This window comes from Capilliphycus salinus ALCB114379, assembly GCF_047276495.1.
GTDB lineage: Bacteria > Cyanobacteriota > Cyanobacteriia > Cyanobacteriales > Microcoleaceae > Capilliphycus > Capilliphycus salinus.
Genome location: NZ_CP178543.1, coordinates 4,574,126 through 4,592,981, shown reverse-complemented (window position 1 = coordinate 4,592,981; position 18,856 = coordinate 4,574,126). Strand labels below are relative to the sequence as shown.

At 43.4% G+C, this 18,856-nt stretch carries 14 protein-coding genes; 2 read left to right on the top strand and 12 right to left on the bottom strand.

The window, feature by feature from the left end:
• Positions 1–137 precede the first annotated feature (137 nt).
• Positions 138–1,124 (top strand): YdcF family protein, encoded by a 987-nt coding sequence (locus ACL6C3_RS18555; protein WP_413160517.1) that lies wholly within the window; start codon positions 138–140, stop codon positions 1,122–1,124.
• Positions 1,125–1,298: 174 nt separating this feature from the next.
• On the opposite strand, the gene ACL6C3_RS18550 is transcribed toward ACL6C3_RS18555, so the two are convergent.
• Positions 1,299–1,583 carry a hypothetical protein gene (locus ACL6C3_RS18550; RefSeq protein ID WP_413160516.1) on the bottom strand — a complete coding sequence of 95 codons (285 nt, stop codon included), beginning with the start codon at positions 1,581–1,583 and terminating at the stop codon, positions 1,299–1,301.
• 246 nt (positions 1,584–1,829) lie between these two features.
• Here ACL6C3_RS18550 and ACL6C3_RS18545 point away from each other — a divergent pair, with 246 nt between their 5' ends.
• Complete coding sequence (locus ACL6C3_RS18545) at positions 1,830–2,237, top strand: hypothetical protein (protein WP_413160515.1); 408 nt, start codon at positions 1,830–1,832, stop codon at positions 2,235–2,237.
• A gap of 354 nt (positions 2,238–2,591) precedes the next feature.
• Here ACL6C3_RS18545 and ACL6C3_RS18540 read toward each other — a convergent pair whose 3' ends face one another.
• The 11 genes from ACL6C3_RS18540 to ndhL form a co-directional block, all read right to left on the bottom strand.
• Positions 2,592–4,592 carry a response regulator gene (locus tag ACL6C3_RS18540; protein ID WP_413160514.1) on the bottom strand — a complete coding sequence of 667 codons (2,001 nt, stop codon included), beginning with the start codon at positions 4,590–4,592 and terminating at the stop codon, positions 2,592–2,594.
• A gap of 192 nt (positions 4,593–4,784) precedes the next feature.
• Positions 4,785–6,284: a sensor histidine kinase gene (locus tag ACL6C3_RS18535; protein ID WP_413160513.1), complete on the bottom strand. Its 1,500-nt coding sequence runs from the start codon at positions 6,282–6,284 to the stop codon at positions 4,785–4,787.
• Between the two features lie 58 nt (positions 6,285–6,342).
• Positions 6,343–6,798 (bottom strand): response regulator, encoded by a 456-nt coding sequence (locus ACL6C3_RS18530; protein ID WP_413160512.1) that lies wholly within the window; start codon positions 6,796–6,798, stop codon positions 6,343–6,345.
• A 182-nt stretch (positions 6,799–6,980) separates the two neighbouring features.
• Positions 6,981–7,703: a Crp/Fnr family transcriptional regulator gene (locus ACL6C3_RS18525; protein WP_413160511.1), complete on the bottom strand. Its 723-nt coding sequence runs from the start codon at positions 7,701–7,703 to the stop codon at positions 6,981–6,983.
• A 226-nt stretch (positions 7,704–7,929) separates the two neighbouring features.
• Positions 7,930–12,189, bottom strand: a complete 4,260-nt coding sequence (locus ACL6C3_RS18520; protein ID WP_413160510.1) for a PAS domain S-box protein — start codon at positions 12,187–12,189, stop codon at positions 7,930–7,932.
• A 126-nt stretch (positions 12,190–12,315) separates the two neighbouring features.
• Complete coding sequence (locus tag ACL6C3_RS18515) at positions 12,316–13,140, bottom strand: ion transporter (protein ID WP_413160509.1); 825 nt, start codon at positions 13,138–13,140, stop codon at positions 12,316–12,318.
• Positions 13,141–13,267: 127 nt separating this feature from the next.
• Entirely contained in the window at positions 13,268–14,911 is a 1,644-nt protein-coding gene (locus ACL6C3_RS18510; RefSeq protein WP_413160508.1) for a hypothetical protein, read from the bottom strand.
• Between the two features lie 108 nt (positions 14,912–15,019).
• Positions 15,020–16,234, bottom strand: a complete 1,215-nt coding sequence (locus tag ACL6C3_RS18505; protein WP_413168362.1) for a glycosyltransferase family 4 protein — start codon at positions 16,232–16,234, stop codon at positions 15,020–15,022.
• Between the two features lie 931 nt (positions 16,235–17,165).
• Positions 17,166–17,981 carry a tryptophan synthase subunit alpha gene (trpA, locus tag ACL6C3_RS18500; RefSeq protein ID WP_413160507.1) on the bottom strand — a complete coding sequence of 272 codons (816 nt, stop codon included), beginning with the start codon at positions 17,979–17,981 and terminating at the stop codon, positions 17,166–17,168.
• Between the two features lie 41 nt (positions 17,982–18,022).
• Positions 18,023–18,349 carry a DUF3007 family protein gene (locus ACL6C3_RS18495; RefSeq protein ID WP_413160506.1) on the bottom strand — a complete coding sequence of 109 codons (327 nt, stop codon included), beginning with the start codon at positions 18,347–18,349 and terminating at the stop codon, positions 18,023–18,025.
• Entirely contained in the window at positions 18,349–18,582 is a 234-nt protein-coding gene (gene ndhL, locus ACL6C3_RS18490) for an NAD(P)H-quinone oxidoreductase subunit L (protein WP_413160505.1), read from the bottom strand. Before ndhL ends, ACL6C3_RS18495 begins: the two co-directional genes overlap by 1 nt.
• Between the last annotated feature and the right edge of the window lie 274 nt (positions 18,583–18,856).

The window sequence follows — 18,856 nt, the reverse complement described above, 5'->3', positions numbered from 1 at the left end:
TCAGTTGGCCATTCATTTGGGGTGGACTGTTGAGGAAAAAGCGGAAGTTTCTGTTTTCTGCCGATAATATCCAGTTGGATGGTCTAAAGTTTTCCACCCAACAAACGTTTAACCACTCATCTTGAACAACAGACACAATGTTTGTACAACTCACTCGACTGTTATTGTTGCTGCTAATTGGAACCATTATCTTTAGATTATGGAAACTGATTGTTAGCAAAGAGGGTAATTTAGTCGGTCGGCTGTGGTTCCTACTGGCTGTATTTTTGTTGCTGATTGCCTTTACCGCACCCGATAGCCCCATCGGACTCGCCATTTTGAGTCTTTTGTCGGTGTTTATTAAGCCGCTCGGCTTCTCGATTTTGTTGTTAATTTTAGCGGCGGCTCAAATTAATAAGGGGGGAATTGGTAATCCCGGACCGAATTTAATTTTAACGGCCTTACTGATTTTAATTCTTTCCAGTATGCCGTTTGTTGCTCAATGGTTGGCTTTTCAATTAGAAAAAACTGCCATTGAAACGGTTCAAACGGATTTGTGTTGCGGAGAAAGGGCCGAAGCGATTGTTTTACTCGGTTCGGGAACCACTGAACCCAAGCTTCCCTATACCACTCAAGTTCAACTGACTCGAATTGGCGATCGCATTCCCTATGCGGCTAAACTCTATAAAGATGGTTTGGCGCCGATCATGATCGTTAGTGCCGGTTCAAGAAATGAGTACATTCAACCGGTTGTCGAAGCCGATTATATCGCTCGATTATTGGTGGGAATGGGGGTTCCTTCCAGTGTCATTATCAAGGATACATCCGATGGAACCTTGTACGATAGCGCCGTTTCTATTCAACAAATTGCCAAAAAACGAGACTTGGGACGGGCGATTATTTTGGTGACTTCTGCTCTAGAAATGCGTCGGGCGAGTTTAACTTTTGCCGATGTCGGCTTTAAAGTGATTCCGGCTCCGACCAACTTTTATGCTTCTCTCCCCGATGAAAAATACCAACGGCGAGTTGCGGGTAAAGACTTCTTACCTAGCGCTGAAGCTCTTTTATTAACGACGGATGTAGTGGAGGAATATATCATTACATTCTATTACTTTATTCGCGGTTGGTTGGCTGCGGGTATTTAAGGGAGAACTCAAAAGCATCCCCAAAAAATTGCCGATTCACAATTCACAAATCTTGCTCGTTTTTTAGATTAGACTGAAAAAAAAAGGTCTAATCTAGTTATTTAAGAGTTTTAACCCTCAAGTTGTGAATTGTGAATTAACTCGAATTGATCAATAATATTCATCATCCCAGATTTACCGATTGGATCGGGATAAAGAATTCAAATTTGAGCTAGAGGGATAGAAAGAATCGGGGAAAGGATTAGGGCCGGTTCCGACCGTATTTCCCACAAAAAAGACTAAAGAAAAGAGCAGGATAAATAAAAACCAAATGGAATCCCATTCATCGGAAGAATTAGAATAAGATGAACTTTTTCTTTCTCGGGTCGGTTTGACATCAAATTCAACTTCAATTCGCTTCCCTTGAACGGGACCAGAGACTCGAAAGCCATCAATTTGAACTTGTTCACGGTCTGACATTGGATTTCCTCGCGCTTGCTAATCATCACTTCAACTATTCAGTGACTACGGGTTTCGCAAGCGGATCTCAGGATAAAATTAAAATGCTGATGGGAAAATTACACACCCCCTTTCTCCAAGACACTGGGTTTATCGGTCAGGGTATTTCCCGGATATGATCACATATTGGTTAGAAAAATCCCAATATTCCGCAGAATTCAGGGGATTATCTAGCGATTTGCCGGTATCAATAATTGCAGGTCAAATATGAAGCAGCTAAAACGTTGTTTTCTGAATATAAAAGATATAGAAATAGAAGTTTGTCAAGATGTCAGGGGGATCTATTTTGTCCGCCACCATATTTACTGGAGTATTGCCTATGGGAAAAAAAATCCAGACCTTGAACGCAATTGCGTTATTTATAACCTAGAACTTTTGGTCAATAATCGTCTTTCAACCGTCAAGTGGGCGGGTTATAAATTTCAACTGGAGAAGGTTTGTTTTGACGATGCTATGGAAGTAGACACGATTTTAATTCCACTCCAAATGTTTGCAGATTTTATCGGCTATCATGCTAATAACTACCGAGGAAATCCACCCGATAATGAATGCACGAGGCTAGGTCATTGGCTGGAAGATAATTCCTTAAAAGAATTGGCGATCGCCAACTTTTAGAAAGCAATATTAGATCCGGTTGATTAATTTTGTTATGGGGGTGGGGCGGGTTTAATTCAATCTCGGAGTAGTAGTAAATATCTTGGCTGAGGAGCGCCCCTACAGCACTGAGGATTGATGAGTCGGAGATGATATACAGTGGGGATTTAAAAACCCGGTTTATAAAAGAAACCGGGTTTTTGGGAGAAAGTAATATCACATAATTAAGGTAAAAAGCCGGCAATAAACAGAGGAATAAACAAAATAGCGACAATAATCGCCACCACAGTCACCGGATCAATCTCTCGATTTTTTTTGGGTTCTTTCATGGTTTTAAACCTCGATAAATTCTCTAAAAATTAAATTCTCTAAAAATTAACGAGCCTTGGGGCTGAGTTCATAAACCGCTTTTAGCAATTCGGTAATATCAAGGGGTTTGCCCAAGTGCATCTGAAATCCGGCGGCGATCGCTTGCTGTTTATCCTCTAGTTTAGTATAAGCAGTCAGTGCCAAAGCCGGAACATTACCGCCTTTTTCGGGAGGTAAAGAACGCACTTTTTTGAGAAAAGTATAACCATCTTCATCGGGCATTCCAATATCGCTAATTAAAACATCCGGTTGAGATTGTTTAATCATTTCCAACGCTTCTAGACCCGAACTTGCTTCGTTGACCTTCGCTCCTTGTTGTTCGAGAACCAACCTGATTAACTCTCGCGCATCGGCTTGATCTTCAACAATCATAATGTTAAGATCTTGCAAGCTCAAGCCATTATCAATCAGTTGTTCGGGCTGTTGGGAATCTGATTCAATCGGCTGAATCGGCAGCATCACCGTAAAAGTTGTCCCTTTTCCTTTTCCCTCACTTTCGACATTAATTGTACCGCCATGCAGTTCAACTAAATGACGAGAGATCGCCAAACCCAATCCCAAACCCCCGTGCGATCGCGTGGTGGAAGCATCGGCTTGACGAAAATATTCAAACACATAAGGAAGGAAATTCGGTTCAATCCCAATCCCCGAATCAATCACTTGAATTTGAGCGTAAGAATTGTCTATTTTATTTAATCGAACTGTGACCGAACCGTTATTTATAGTAAATTTAATCGCATTGGAAAATAAGTTCCAAAAAACTTGCTGAAGCCGATTGGCATCTCCCGCAATTCTACCCAGACTGCTATCTAAAACCAGTTCGAGAGAAATTGATTTCGCCTGCGCCGCAGGGCGTACCGTTTCGGCGGTGGTTTCAATTAACTCAATCAAATTAACCGGGTTAATACTCAAACTCAGTTTTCCCCGACTAATTCGTGAAATATCGAGTAAATCTTCGATTAATTGGGTTTGTAAAGAAGCGTTCCGTTCGATCACTTCTAAGGCTTGATTGAGGGTAATTTGGTTGAGTTTACCCTGTTGAATTAAGGTAATCCATCCCAAAATTGAATTGAGAGGAGTCCGCAATTCGTGGGAAAGAACGGCTAAAAATTCATCTTTAACCCGGTTGGCGGCTTCGGCTTGTTCTCGGGCGGTTTGCTCTCGTTTGAGGAGGTTAAAACGCTCGGCTTCGATGCGTTTGCGAGCGGTAATATCAATGGCTGTCATTACGACTCCACAGACATTTCCTTCGGCGTTGTGCAGGGGCGCCAGGGAGACGCTAATTTCAATTAAATCTTGATTTTTTCCCTGGTGTTGAAATTCGTAGTTGGTTAGGGTATGATTTTCTAGAGCCTGCTGAAATAAGCGATTAAATTGATCTTGTTGTTTGGGAAGAATCACCGACAACGGGCGATCAATTACTTCTAAGGGCTGCCAACCATAAATCCGTTCAGCCGCAGTATTCCAGGTAATCACTTGTTTCTGGGGACTGAGGGTGATTATGGCAACGGGAGAAGCTTCTACGATCGCTTGTAGTAGGTCATCCCTCTGACGCAAGGCTTCCTCAACCCGAAAGCGTTCCTTTCGCTGTTGACTTTCTCGCAATGCGCGTTTGGCTGAAGGAACTAATCGCTGCAAGCGCTGTTTTAAAACATAATCGGTCGCGCCTTGTTTGAGGGTGTCGATCGCCCGTTCTTCTCCCAACATCCCGGACACCATAATAAACGGGACTTCAGGACAGAATTGTTGAGCAATTTCTAAGGCGGTAATTCCGTCAAAGTTGGGCAGTACATAGTCTGATAAAATCAAGTCGGGCAATTGTGTTTTCAAGAACTCCGCAAAATCGGAGCGTTGATTAACACAGATAAATTCGGCTTCAATGCCTCCATTTTTGAGTAGAGTTTGAATTAACTCGACATCTACCGGATCATCTTCTAACAGGAGAATTTGTAGCATTGGTGGGGGAGGGGAGACTTGAACAAATAAGCTATTCCATAGAGCGTACATTAAATTCAGTTAAACATAAGGGATGCCATTCTAGCAATGATATGACAAGCTACCAATCCCTATCTCTATCTCAAGGAATAAATAGATCTTAACAGACGGTGAACTTTGTGAATCGATGGGGCATTTAAAAGCGAACTAATAACTGATATTAACCAAAATTTTTTTAAAAACCAAAAAAAATAAAGATTCTTTTCAAATTTGGCGTCGCTCGCGAGGTAAACTAAAATAAAAGGTTGCTCCTTGGTTGGGGCTTCCTTCCGCCCAAATTTGTCCGTGATGACGGTGAATAATCCGGCGAGTATTGGCGAGTCCTATCCCGGTTCCCTCAAAGTCTTGAGCATTTTCTAGGCGTTGGAATACACCAAACAGCCGATTAACATAATTCATCTCGAAACCAATCCCATTATCTTTGACAAAATAAGTAATTTCTTGTTCGCCGGAAATACTGCCGATTTCTATTTCAGCTTGTTCTTTTTTCCGAGTATATTTTACCGCATTTTCAAGTAAATTTTGCCAAACTTGTTGGAGCAGATGAGAATCCCCAGGTACCGAGGGCAAGGGGTCTATTTTCCAGATAATTTTTCGGCTTTCCTGTCGCAACTCGATTTGACGTGTGAGAGATTGAACTAACTGTTCCATATTCACGATATTATACTGCATTTCTGCTCGTCCGGTTCGAGAAAAAAGCAATAAATCATCAATCATCCGACCGGAACGTTCGGTTAATTTGCTGATAATATCCAAGTAATGTAGAACGGTTTCATCTGTAGTAATGGGTTGGAGTTGTTGCTGGAGTAAGGTGACAAAACCATCAATTTGACGGATGGGCGTTCGCAAATCGTGAGAGACAGAAAAAGCAAAAGTTTCTAACTCTTTATTGAGATTTTCTAAACGTTCGGTTCGTTCTCGAACCCGCAGTTCTAAAGTTTGGTTCAGTTTTTGAAGTTTGTCGGCGGTTTGCTTTTGTTCGGTAATATCATCAATCAACCCATCGATGACCGTTTTTCCATTTTGATTGACCAAAGTTTCACTAATTTTGACCCAAATTTTATTCCCATTCGGATGGGTTAATTCCGTTTCAGATTTCCATTGTTCTTGTTGGCGAATCTCCACATCATTAAACGTTAGGTTTTCCCGAAAAAAAATCTGAGCTTCTTCAAAAGAATTGAGTCCGAAAAGCTTATAAAACCCATCGGTGACTTCCAACAGTTCACCGTCTAAAGTTGCGCGAAATACCCCGACATTTAACTCATCCAGTAAAAATTGCAGGCGCAATTCTAATTCTTCGGCTTTGCGACGATTTTGTGTATTTTCCCAAACGGTACGAACCGCCTGAGACAGCCGAATAAAATATTTGGGAGATTTCAACACGTAGTCATCCAAACCCGCTTTCATCGCTTCTACGGCGATTTCTTGAGTTCCCGAATTGGTAAACATAATAATCGGGCGATCGCGATCGTGTTCTTTCACCATCCGTAAAATATCCAATCCCGTCGTCCAATTTAACTCGTAGTCGGTAATCACCAAATCAAACCGATCGGCTTCTAAAGCCTGATAAAACTCCCGCAAACTGACCGCTTCTTGAATTTCAACCTCTGGAAATTCCCGAGAAATTTCTCGAATGGCGAGAAGGCGATCGTCGGGGCTATCGTCAACAAGCAAAATACGTTGCAGCAATTGCTCTCCAGTCATTATCCAATAGGGAAAATACACTATTATTCCGATCTAAATCTAACAGAAAGCTGAAAACTCAAATTGATATTGACGAAGGATATTGATTTAATTTTAACCAATAAGCATCAATAATTTCGATCATTTTAGTTAAGTCATCAAATTTTACGGGTTTAACTAAATAAGAATTAGCCCCGATTTCATAAGCTCGATTCACGTCAACACTTTCTCTCGAAGATGTTAAAATGACGACGGGAATCCGTCTCAGATGTGCTTGTGTTTTAATCCATTCCAAAACCTCCAATCCAGAACAGCGAGGTAACTTTAAGTCTAAAAGAATCAAGGTCGGTAAGAAATATAAATCGCGATTAGCATATTCATTTTCTCCTTGAAGATAAGAAATAGCTTGCTCACCATCTTTAACAATCCGAATGGGATTTTTTAGGTTGGCTTGACGAAAAGCCCGCTGTACAAACAGGATGTCATTAGCATCATCTTCTACTAATAATATACCGTAATCATTGATATTCATCATTCAACCCAATACTGAGAATAACCTAAAACTGCGAGCATTTAGAAATAAAATACCTATCGGGCCTATGAGTTTACACAACAAGATGTCCAGAAATGGATAAAATAGCTCTGATCCGACAACGATTGGAGTCATTCTTTCTAACTATCCCACAATAATAAATCAAGATATGTACGCCACCGTACCTAAACTGTTAAAAGGCCAAGTAAGCGATTATATTCTCGGCGAACAATTTGATAACATTCGCAAGTTGTAGCTTCTAGGGCGGCACGATCCAAAATAGTAATTTTGCCTCGATTATAGCGGATCATACCCGCTTGCTGTAAGGTTCCGGCGGACACTGTAACACTCGCCCGACGAATCCCCAACATACTGGAAAGGAATTCTTGAGTTAAATTTAATTTTTCCGAACCGGCAAAGTCTTGAGACTGTAAAAGCCAACGGGCGAGTCGTTCTTCTGCGGGGTGAAAGCGGTTACAAGCTGCGGTTTGACTCACCTGAGCGAGAAAGGCTTGGGTATAAAGTAGCAATAACCGTTGTAGAAAATTCCCCTGATTAAATTCACATTTGAGAACACCCGCATCAAGTTGCAAAGCGGTTCCTTCTATCTGTACAATCGCCCGAGTATGGCTGTAGTCTCCGCCCAAATAAACCGGATAACCCAACATCCCATCATTCCCAACAATTCCCACCTCAACAGTCGAACCATCTTCCATAATCGAAACTAACGAAATCATGGAATGAGTCGGGAAATAGACGGTTTCTATTTTTTCTTGGGGTTCGTGGAGAATTTGTCCTAAAGACAGAGAAACTTCGATGAAATAGGGGGCGAGCCGTTCCAACTCTGCTTGGGGTAAAGCTGCCAAAAGATGATTTTCCAATAAAGAGTTGCGGATTGAACTGTCCATATTACCTTTATTCAATTGGTTGGGTGATGCTCTTTTTTGTTCTGGTTTTTGCTTGAACGTCCTGAAAAAATCGGTATAAATCAGCAAAACTTTATCTGCATTTTTACCCTATAAAAACGCGACAGCGACTAGATTTATGCGGTTTTTTAAGCGTGCAATTAGTCCCCAAGTTTAGCACAAACGATTAAGGCATGGAATCTATCGATCTGAGTAAAATCTCTCCCATTTAGTCCAATTTAGACTCGGCAGGAATCAATTCTATCCAGAATCGACTTCCGTGACCCCAATCGGACTCCACACCGACCCGTCCGCCCATGCGTTCAACGCCCCGTTTAACAATCGCCAATCCGATTCCCGTACCCGGATAAGCTTCGACGCCGTGCAACCGCTCAAACGCCCGGAAAATACGCTCTTGGTGTTGGGCTGAGATACCAATCCCATTATCTTCGATCCAAATTCTGATCGATTCAGTCTGTGTATCTAAGTGATTATCCCCTACCTTTTCCGCCCGAATCGATACTATCGGGGAAACACCCGGTTGAACAAATTTAATCGCATTTGAGATCAAGTTGGTCATCACCTGCTTTAAAACGCTGCGTTGCGCCCTCACCATTGGTAGAGATGAGTCTATCAAAATCTGGGCCTGTGTTGCTTCCAACTCGGGCTGAAGTTCATCAATAATCCCTTGAATAACAGAGGCTAAATTAATCCGTCTTAACTGAATTTCCGTCCGTCCCAAACGACTATAATCGAGTAAATCCTGAATCAATTGATCGAGACGTTCGGCAGAGGCGCCCATGCGGTTAATATATTCTTTTGCGAGTTCATCGAGTTGATTGCTGTAGTCTTCAATTAACACTTGAGCAAATCCTTGAATAGCTCGCAACGGAGCGCGTAAATCGTGGGCAACAGAGTAAGAAAAAGCATTCATTTCTTGGTTAGCATCCTCTAACTGTTGAGTACGTTCTTTAACTCGCCGTTCGAGACTGCTATTGAGTTCGTTAATTTCCTGCTCGGTTTGCTTGCGGGCGATCGCTTCGGCTAAAAGATTGGCGATCGCTTGTACAAAGTTAACATCATCGGGGGTAAAATGTCGTTGCTCTGTAGAATGAACTCCCAACACCCCAAAAGGTCGATGATTTCTCCCCTCAATAATGGTACTCACGCCGCTAATAACGTGATGTTCCTGCAACAGAGACGGGCCGTTAAAACGGGATTCTGTGGTTAAATTTTCAACGATCACCGGTTCATCGACTGCCAGGGTATAACTCGCCTGAGAATTATTATCGCTTCCCAAGGTTGCTTTCCCCACTAGACCTTCACGCCAACCCACTCCCGAGCGCAATAGTAAACGCTCACCATCTGGCAACAACTCTAAGACTTTACAATATTGAGCGCTTAAACTCTCGGCGACCAATTCCGTTGTTTGATCGAAAAGTTCTGTTAAAGAGCATCCCGACAACGCCATCTGACCCAATTGAGTGATGATCGCCTGTTGTCTGAGGCGAGTCGCCAGGGCAATTTCTGCCTGTTTTCGTTCTGTGATATCGGCCGCCATTGATATAACCAATCGTCTACGATCTGAAAATTTGCCCAAAGGAGCAGAGCTAAAATTCCAGATCCGATGGGTTCCGTTTTTAGTTCTAACCTCCCATTCTCCTTCATCCACTCGATGATCGAGCCGATAAAGCTGATTGATGACTTCTAAAACAATATTTTGACGCTCACCATAGGCTCGCTCGGTCCAATCTTCAACTGTGGGGATTTCCTCAAATGTGTAACCTGTAATTTCACTTAAAGTATTACTAATTTGCATAATTTTGCCATCTTCCGCATGAATGAGAATCGGGAAAGGGGCTTCAATGATCGCTTTTCGGAACCGTTCTTCACTCTGTTGTAATGCGATTTCGGTTCGTTTGCGATCGCTAATTTCCACAATTACCGCTCCAATTCCCATCACTTGATGATCTTGTCTGAGGATCGGAAAATAGGAGGCTTGCCAATAGCGGGTTACACCGGGATGCTGGGGGGTTTCTCCCGAAATTTCCACATTCAGAACCGGTTTACCGGTTTGTAAAACTTGCTGAAATCTGGGATTAATTTGGGGTGCAATATCGGGTAAAATTTCCTCAACAGTACGACCCAAAGAAGCTTCAATTGAAACGCCATTCATTTCTGCAATTGAGGTATTGAGTTGCATAAAGCGCAATTGCTTGTCATAGATAATCATCCCCACCGGAGAACTTTCAAAGAAGCTTTCTAAAAGCCGTTTTTGCTGAATCAGTTCCCGTTGAACCGCTTGGCGGCGACGAATTTCTTCGCGCAATTGGGTATTGGTTGCAGCCAATTGAGCGGTGCGTTTTTCCACCTCATCTTCGAGATATTCATTGAGTTGTCGCAGTTGGGTAATATCGCGGGAAATTGTTAAAACCGATAGCACGGAACCATCGGGTGCAAATTCCGGTACAATTTGGGTTTGATAACTTTTAACTTCGTTTTGATTGACGACTTCAAATTCATCAATTCTCATCTCACCCGTGAGAAAAACCGTTTCTAAAGAAGCTTCCCACATCTGAGTCATTTCTTCGGGATAACCCAATTGGGATGGGATTTTTCCCAGATAAACTTCTGGGGGAAAGCCGGATTGTTGCCTACAGGCGGGATTGGTGTAAAGATAGCGATATTGGCGATCGTGGCGGGTAATGCTATCGGGTATATTTTCAGCCAATGCTCTAAATTGTTCTTCTCGGCGTTGCAAGATTTTATTCACTTCGGTGAGTTGTTGGTTGAGTTGTCGGAGTTCTTCTTCTTTTTGTTTCAGTTCACTAATATCTCGACCGACGGATTGATATTCGATGAGTTCTCCTTGGGAATTAAAAATAGCGCGATTATTCCACTGAGTCCAGCGAATTTCCCCGTTAACAACCACTCGATTTTCAATGGTAACAGTCGGATTTTCTAAACTGATCGTATTGATCTCTTGCAAAACTCGCTGATAATCGGCTTCATAAATAATCGGGTTATAGCTATTGCCAATTAAAGCCTCTCGTTCGATGCAGAAGTAACGACAATAGGCATCATTGACAAAGGAGATTGTTGTATCGGCGTGATAACGACAAATTAATTCGGTTTGATCTTCAACAATGGCACGATAACGCGCTTGACTGCGTTCTAAGGCTTGTTGTGCTTTTTTGTAGTCGGTGATCTCTCGCCCTTCAAAAATCAGAAGGGTGACATTTCTTTGTTCATCTTGAATCGGTTTTAAGGAAAAGTCAATGATGGCAATTTGATTTTCCCTATCCCGCATTTCAACTTCATTGCGAACAAATTCCCCCGAAGCTGCGGTGGCGATGGCTTGTTTGAACTGGTTTTGGGTTTGTATTGATGAGTTCGGCCAGTAGATTTCCCAGATGGGTTTACCCCGAACCTCACTCAAGTTTAAACCCCGAAATTCTAGGGCGGTTTGATTAATTTCAATTAAAATACCGTTGGGTTGTAATAATCCAATAAATTGATAGGTTTGATCTAAAATTGCTCGGAAGCGACGTTCGCTATTAATCAGGTGTTGCTGAATTTCTTGGCGGTGATAATCGATGCGGTTGAGGGTTTTGGCATTCCGCCAAACAATAGCAACATAGATGATCATACCCAATACGCTCCGAAGCGCAAAAGCGGACTCTGCTGTGAGTTGTAATTCTTCGTAGAGAACTAAGACAAATAAGCCTAAAAATAGCGGCAATAAACCTAATATTGGAATCAGACGCCGGGCCATAATCCCACCTGCGGCGTTGGTGGTGAGTTCCTGCATCCAGCCTTGGTCTGCACAGGCGAATAAAATTCCCAGTGAGAGGATCATAAATAAAATTGCGGTGTGAAATGCCATTCCGCTGACCGAACCTGCACTGTACAATGGTACCACCGCGTAAAGATGACCGGTTAGGGAAACCAAACCGACGGAGAAGCTGAACAAACTGAACAGTTGGGCTAAACGCCAAAGCTGATAAGCCAGTAAAATTAAAGCCGATCCCGATAAAATAAAGCTGATCGCAGTATTGGGGGCCATGCGTCCGGGGGCTTCGGGATCGAGGGGATCGGGGGAGTATGAAAATAAAATTTGATCTATGTTTAAATCGGTTTGAAAGTAATGTTCGATTAGGGTGAGTAAACCCAATAAAATCACTGAAAATGAAGCAATTTTAATTAAAAATGGGAAGATTCGTTGAAATTTGGAATTATTGAAATTGTATTGATGAAGCCAAGACCACAAGACTATACTGCTGACAATAAAACCGATGGCTGTATTTGCCTTCATGGTCAGATGTTCGGGTAAAATGGTTTTGAGGATGTCGATGTCGATCGCCCAACCGACGAGTACAATACATCCGGTTACTAAAATAATGAGGCTACTATACACCGAAAGCGATCGCAGCGATCGCAGTAGTTGTCTGGAGTGAGAGGTTTCTGTGTATATAACATCAGCGTTCATTCTTTGCTCTATAATTCAGATAACTTACTTTTTATCATGTCAGGAAATTGTCTTTTTGTCTGTTTCAAGACTAAATTTTTTTATAAAGATCATTCTTTCGGATGAAAACCGGGTGCTTGTGGGAGTTTAGGATTTAGAAGAACGATTGGCGTTGAGTAAGGTCCCACATCGTTTACAATAAAGGGCATCCTGGTCGTGGCTCATCCAACCGCAACCGGAACAGGTGGTTTCTATTTTATTGGCGGTTTTTACCAATTGTTTAATTAAATCTCCGATTTGCCAAGGAATTAAAGCAATTCCGGTTAAAATCATCAAAATGGTTAAAAATCGACCGGGTTCGGAGAAAGGAACAACATCCCCATATCCAACGGTTGTCATGGTCACAACTGAAAAGTAAACCGCATCGAGAAATGTTCCAAAAATTTGGGGGTTCACCGGACTTTCGACCTGATAAATTAGCCCGGAAAATACAAAAATAATCGTTAACAGAGTAAAGATAATTCGAGCAAAAATAATCCCGTCTTCGGTTTGCAGGCGGAATATATAAAGTTTGACTTCAATAAATCGAATCAGCCGTAAAATTCTAAACCAGCGCAGAATTCTAATAAAACTAACGTTAAAAAATCCAAAGAAATAAGGTAAAATGGCTATGGAATCGATCAGCGAAAACGGGTTCAAAAAGAATTTTATTTTGTCTTCGGCTACCCAAAATCGAATTAAATATTCGCAGGCAAAAATAATCACGATTCCCCGGTCTATTTTCTCTAAAATATACCGAACTTCCGGGGGAATGTGATAAGTTTGAACCACAAAAATCACCGAAGAAAGTAAAATTAAACCCGTGATGCTGAAGCTAACAAATCGACCGATAGGCGTTTCTAAATCATCCAAATAAAACGCGATTCGCTGGCGAGTTAACTTCAGAGTTTCTGCTTCCCCTTTTTCACCCATTGAGATTAACAAATTGAGAGCAACAAGTTTCAAAAAAAATCGGACTCGGGAAAAATTTTAGGGAACAGTAAAGGGCGAATTCACCAAACCCCAAAAACCCGAAACCTGTCCCCCATTTTCCCTTTGCTTAATCCAACAATTGTTGAATTCTAATTTTATTTTCACTGCTGGCGAAAGACTGTTCATCCAACCAAGTTAAAGCCTGATTTCGTCCTTCTTGCGCCGCGACCACTAAAGCACCCCAAGCCTGTAAATCCGGTTCTTCTGGACTTTCAGCCAAAGCCGCTTTAATGCGAGTTTTCAAACGTCCGTCATCGGCTTGTAAGAGAGTATTAATATCCTCAGAATTCACCTGTTCTGTTTGTAGCACATCCAACGCTTCCGTCCAGCGACCATCAATTAAACCCGCCAAGACTTTTTGAGTCGGACTCGCCCAAGAAGCGGTTGCCTGTGCTTCTGTAATTTTAGCATGAAACTGAATCAAATCTAACTGAGCTTGCGCCAAAGCCGGCCATTTACTGCTATTAGAACCGTCTTTATTCATCTCAACTTTAATCGGTTCCATCAACTCTAAAGCGGCGGACCACAAACCGCTGCGGGCCAGTCTTAACGCCTTGCGATAAGCATAGTTATCAATGGCTTGTTCTTCTAAAGAAATATCGGCAAGCTGAATCGGATTCGGAACAAATTGACGGGGTTTAACCTGATAAATTTGAAACTGGGGTTCGAGTCCGATGGTTTCCTCAACTAATAATTCCGGTTCAAGATTTCCGGTAACTTGTTCCCAAATCGGTTGTTGTCCGGCCGAACTTTTCCACTCCAACATTGTACTCAAATAATAATGAGTAGGGTTGTAATGAATGACTTTACCATAGGGAACTTTTTTGGTGCCGAGAATCCGTTCACCGTTGAGACTAAACCACACCCCAAAAGTCGGAACTTTCCCGGTAAATTGACGAATCCGGGTTAAAGGAACGGGTTTATTCGAGCCTTGTTGGTTGGTGCGGTTGCTAATCAGAGAAGTCAAGATAAACGATTCAGCAGGCCCGTTGGCGTCGAGTTGGTGAACCAGGCGATAATATTGTTCGCTTCCGGGACGTTGGTAGGGCATTTGAACCGCTTTGTAAACCCGCAGTTCGATAATTTCTTGACAAACCGAAGGACAAGGATAAGCCTGAGAAGGTTCGCGCTTTCTTACCACCGGAACTAATAAATCCGGTGAGTTTTGAACCAATTTTTCCGGGGGTAAAAGAAAAGGTTTGAGAACTTTTAAATAGGGATTATTCTCAAACAAGCTGTGAGAAGCTTTCGGAGAATCCGATCGCGGTAAAGATAAACCCTCTCCGATGGTGAGTCCCTGTTCTTCGAGACTGACGCGCACTTCATCGAGGGTTTTGATCGCCTCGTGGCGCTGTAGGGGAATTTGAGTCCAGGCGGGTAAAAATTGATTGAGCCAAATCCCGATATCGGGATCTAAAATCAATTTGTAGCTAAACCAGGCGCCGCCGGCCAGTAAACCCGATCCCCCCAATAACAGGGCAAAAGCGACGCCATCGGCCATCCATTTTTTCCAGACCGCCCCCAAAATGGTGTTTTTCGATGCCCTCCGTCTTAGCCGACGTCGGGGCTTTAGAGCTTGTTTTCGAGGGGATACAGCCGGCGTTTCGTGACTGCTGGCTTTCGGCTGTAACCATCCGAGTCGGTAAAGAATTCTCACCATTTGAGGGGGGGTTTTGGGTGTTCGGTTTCTTCGGTGAAACTTGTTGTTCATCGTCAACTCTCCGCCTATTGTCCAGGGTTTCAAATGCTTGTAATTTTTGGTGATGGTTTTTAACCTCTGATTACCCTACTGTGCTGCACTAGAATTGATGCAAGCCGGTTATGCCAGTAGCACTTGTTCATAACGTTGACCCGCTCGTTCCCAAGTGTATTCGGTTTCGATTAACGTTCGTCCCTGATCGGAAAGTTTTTGTCTGAGTTGAGCATCCTCAAACAGTCGGCTAATGGCGTCGATATATTCCTCGACCGTATTAGCCCGCAAAGCCCTTAACGGTACATTCGGTCCATCAACGGCGAGTCCTTCTAAACCGCTATTGCTGCCGACCACCGGGACACCGGCGGCCATTGCTTCCAAGGTTTTATTTTTGATTCCGAAACCGATTCGCATGGGTACTATACAAACAGTGGCTTGATGTAAATATTCTGCCATTGATGGGACTCGTCCAGTGACTTCAATTCCGGGTATTTTCGTTAATTCTAAGACGGACGGTACCGGTCTTGCGCCGGCCAGGGCGAGGGTCGCGTCGGGATAACGCTGTTTGAGTTTCGGAAAGACTTCTAAACTAAAATAACGGGCCGCATCGATATTGGCAATGTAGTCCATTGTGCCGACAAAAATTAATCGGTGTCCTCCCGGATCTTGGCGGCGAGGGGGAAATTGATCTAAGTCTACTCCGTTGGGAACGGTTTCAAATCGGGCTTTGGGGTTGAAGGCGATCAGTTGTTGGCGATCTTCGGGGGTGGTGACTACAATGGCGCTAAATTTTGAGCAGTAGCGTTTTTCGTAGCGGTACAGTAGGGGTAGGTTGAGGCGATCGCGCAGGGGTTTTTCTGCGGTGTGGGTTTGCAGTTGTTGGCGAATTGTGCCGTACACTGAACTGTGAACGTCTACAACGGTTTTGAGTTGGTGTTTCCATTCGGGACGCACAAAGATTTCATTGACGCTATGTTCGCAGGTGATCGCTTCGCATTTACCCGCATTTACCCATTCATCGATCCAGTTTTGCATTGCTTCTGAGTAGATTGATCGCACGCTTGGGGGGGTTCCTTCGAGTAGAAATTCGCCAAAGCGTTGGATTTTGGCCCCGGTTCCGGTTTTTGTTTGTTCGCTTTCGGGTCGAGGAAATATGACTAATTTATCGACGTATTCACCCAGTTGTTCGATTTCTTCATCGGTGACGTCTTCGCTGCGTTGGGTGACGAGGGTGACGGGATGTCGTTGGCTTAAATATTTGAGTAAGTTAAAGGTGCGGATCGGGGTTCCGCCTCGGGTGGGGGGATAGGGAAAGGTTGCCGAAAGCATTAAGATTTTCATAAATTTTTCTATATTCTTACTTTGAGTGCTTCTCGAAGAAAGGGGAGGATAATCTACAATTAAATATAGCTTTATTTCTACTTGAGATAAAGTTGGCGATCGCATCAGATCCGGTTCGGACTCTCTTTTGATCTCAAGGGATTTGGATCGAATTTTGAGCGGCTATTTACTCCCGGTTTCTGTTGGATTTTGCTTTTCTCTATTTTGCCGCGATCGAGGCGCGATTAAAATGTTGCGAAAAGTCGATCGCTCGGGTGTAAAACTATTAAACCCCACAGGAAAACGAAAGTCAATTCACCGGTTGAGGGTTGGGTTGAGACGGACCCATCGGACGAATTGGTTTACTGGAGTTCGGGAACTCGATATATTAAAGGTGGGTATTACCCCTCAACTTCTTTTAAACTGATGTTATACTTGTGCTGTTGGGAGTTGTAAATATCATATTTTAGAGCATTTGTCAACTTTACCGTTGCCGGGACAGACCGAGAAAAAAAGACAAAGCGACGGGCCGAAAGTTGCAGGGTTAGAAACTTGATGTAGAGAGGGTTTGAGAAATTTCAAGCGAGATCGAGCCGCAAAAGTGGGTGATTGCAAAAGACCTCTTGTAATCTCAAAAATAGCTTGCAATAATTAAATACAGAAAGGCACATTACGAGGGTTTCAAGGAGCTGGAAGTGATGTGTTTATGGGAGCACTAAACTTCCAGCGTTCTTCTTTTTTTGAATGGACCAGACTTCAGCTATTTGCAATCTAGTCTATTCATCAGCTAGTTGATTAGAGGGTTAATTGATCGGGGAGCATCTATACAAGAATAGAATATCAGGGTCATCTAATCAGCACACCCCAATTTTTCTTGGGGTGATTCTTCTATTATATATACAGTTGGATGGATGCGGTTTTCGCAAGTTAACGATCAATCTTTTTGAGAATTTTATGGCGAAGTGATTGCGGCTTTTAAACTCGAACAAAACTCGGCGATCGCCTCCAACCCCTCCGAAGGCGTTCCTTGGGCTAAACGTTTGACCATCGCACTCCCGACAATTACCGCATCGGCGTCCCAGTCGCGAACTTGACGGGCTTGTTCCGGTTGAGAAATCCCAAAGCCAACGCCAATGGGTTTATCGGTAACGCTTCGCATCAGTTGGAGTAAATCTTGAACTCGGGTTTGTACCTGAGAACGCATTCCGGTAACTCCGGTAACACTCACCAAATAAATAAACCCTTGAGACTGACGGGCGATCATTTCAATGCGTTCTTTCGGGGAAGTCGGCGCCACCAACAGCGTGACTTCTATCCCCATTTCGCCGGCGGGTTTCAACAAACCGGGCGCTTCTTCCAAAGGTAAATCCGGAACCACTAACCCTCGCGCCCCGGCTTGGTAAATTCGCTCCAAAAACGGTTCAATTCCCCGATAGAGGATGGGGTTGTAATAGGTAAATAAAATAACTGGCGCTTTTAAATTGGGGCTGACACTGTGCAGCATTTCCAACACCGCTTCTAAACGGGTTCCCCGTTGTAAGGCGCGAGTGGCGGCGGCCTGAATCACCGGACCATCGGCTAAGGGGTCGGAGTAGGGAACGCCCAACTCAATGAAATCCGCCCCGTTTTGATCCAAAATTTGCAAGGCTTGGGCGGTAGTTTCCAGATCGGGATCGCCTGCGGTGATAAAGGGAATTAAAGCACAGTGGCGGCCGGTTGAGTCGGATGGCGATTGCAAAGACTCAAATTGTTGAGAAACAGAGATCATAGTTTGGGGTAGGGGTGGGGAAAAATCGGAGATCGGGAGTTTTAGTTGTCGGCGGTTTTTTGGCGAGTTTGCTTTTCTTGTTCAACTTCGGCTTGCAGTTGGGCCAACTCCTCGGGGGTCATTTCTTCGAGACGTTTCTGTAAAACGGCGTCTTCGTAGTCTTTGACTTGTTGGTTGAGGGTCATGTTTTGAGTCAGCGCCCGAAACAGATAACTCAATAACCAACCCACCAAAGCGGCGACTAATAAGACTTGACTCCAGATTCCGGCATCTGCACTTTCCAAGCCGATCGCCTGTAAGATCAGGTAAGCGACGCCTCCGGCAGCAAAGACTCCGATTCCGATTCCAATCGCATCAATTCGTCGCATTAGTTCTCAATTTGTCGGGGTTTGGGACGAAAGTTGAGGAAGGGAGCCAGGACGATCATACCGGGTAAAAAGAAGAACATCAAGAAGTACATGAAACCCCGTTCAAAGGAACTGGCGACATACCAACGGCTGTTGAGATAGGCGTACACCGCAGCGGGAACGACTAATAGATAGGCGCCGGCCAGAGCAGCATACAAAATTAGTGTAATGGTGATTGGGGATGTAATAGACATAACAGTTGCAATTAGATCCAACAATAATAGAATAGATGCGATCGCACAGCAATGCACATTGAACCATTATTACACCCGATCGCGATCTTGAATCGTCATGTCGGTGGCTTTTGAGATGATCGCTGTGATGGCGAAAAAAAAACTTGCAAAAATTATAACTTGGCTGCTATAGTATAGGATACTGTCACAAAAAAGACAGATTGAACCTGTGAAAACTCGGGGGCGTGGCGGAATGGTAGACGCTACGGACTTAGAAAACTGAGCCTTGAGGCGA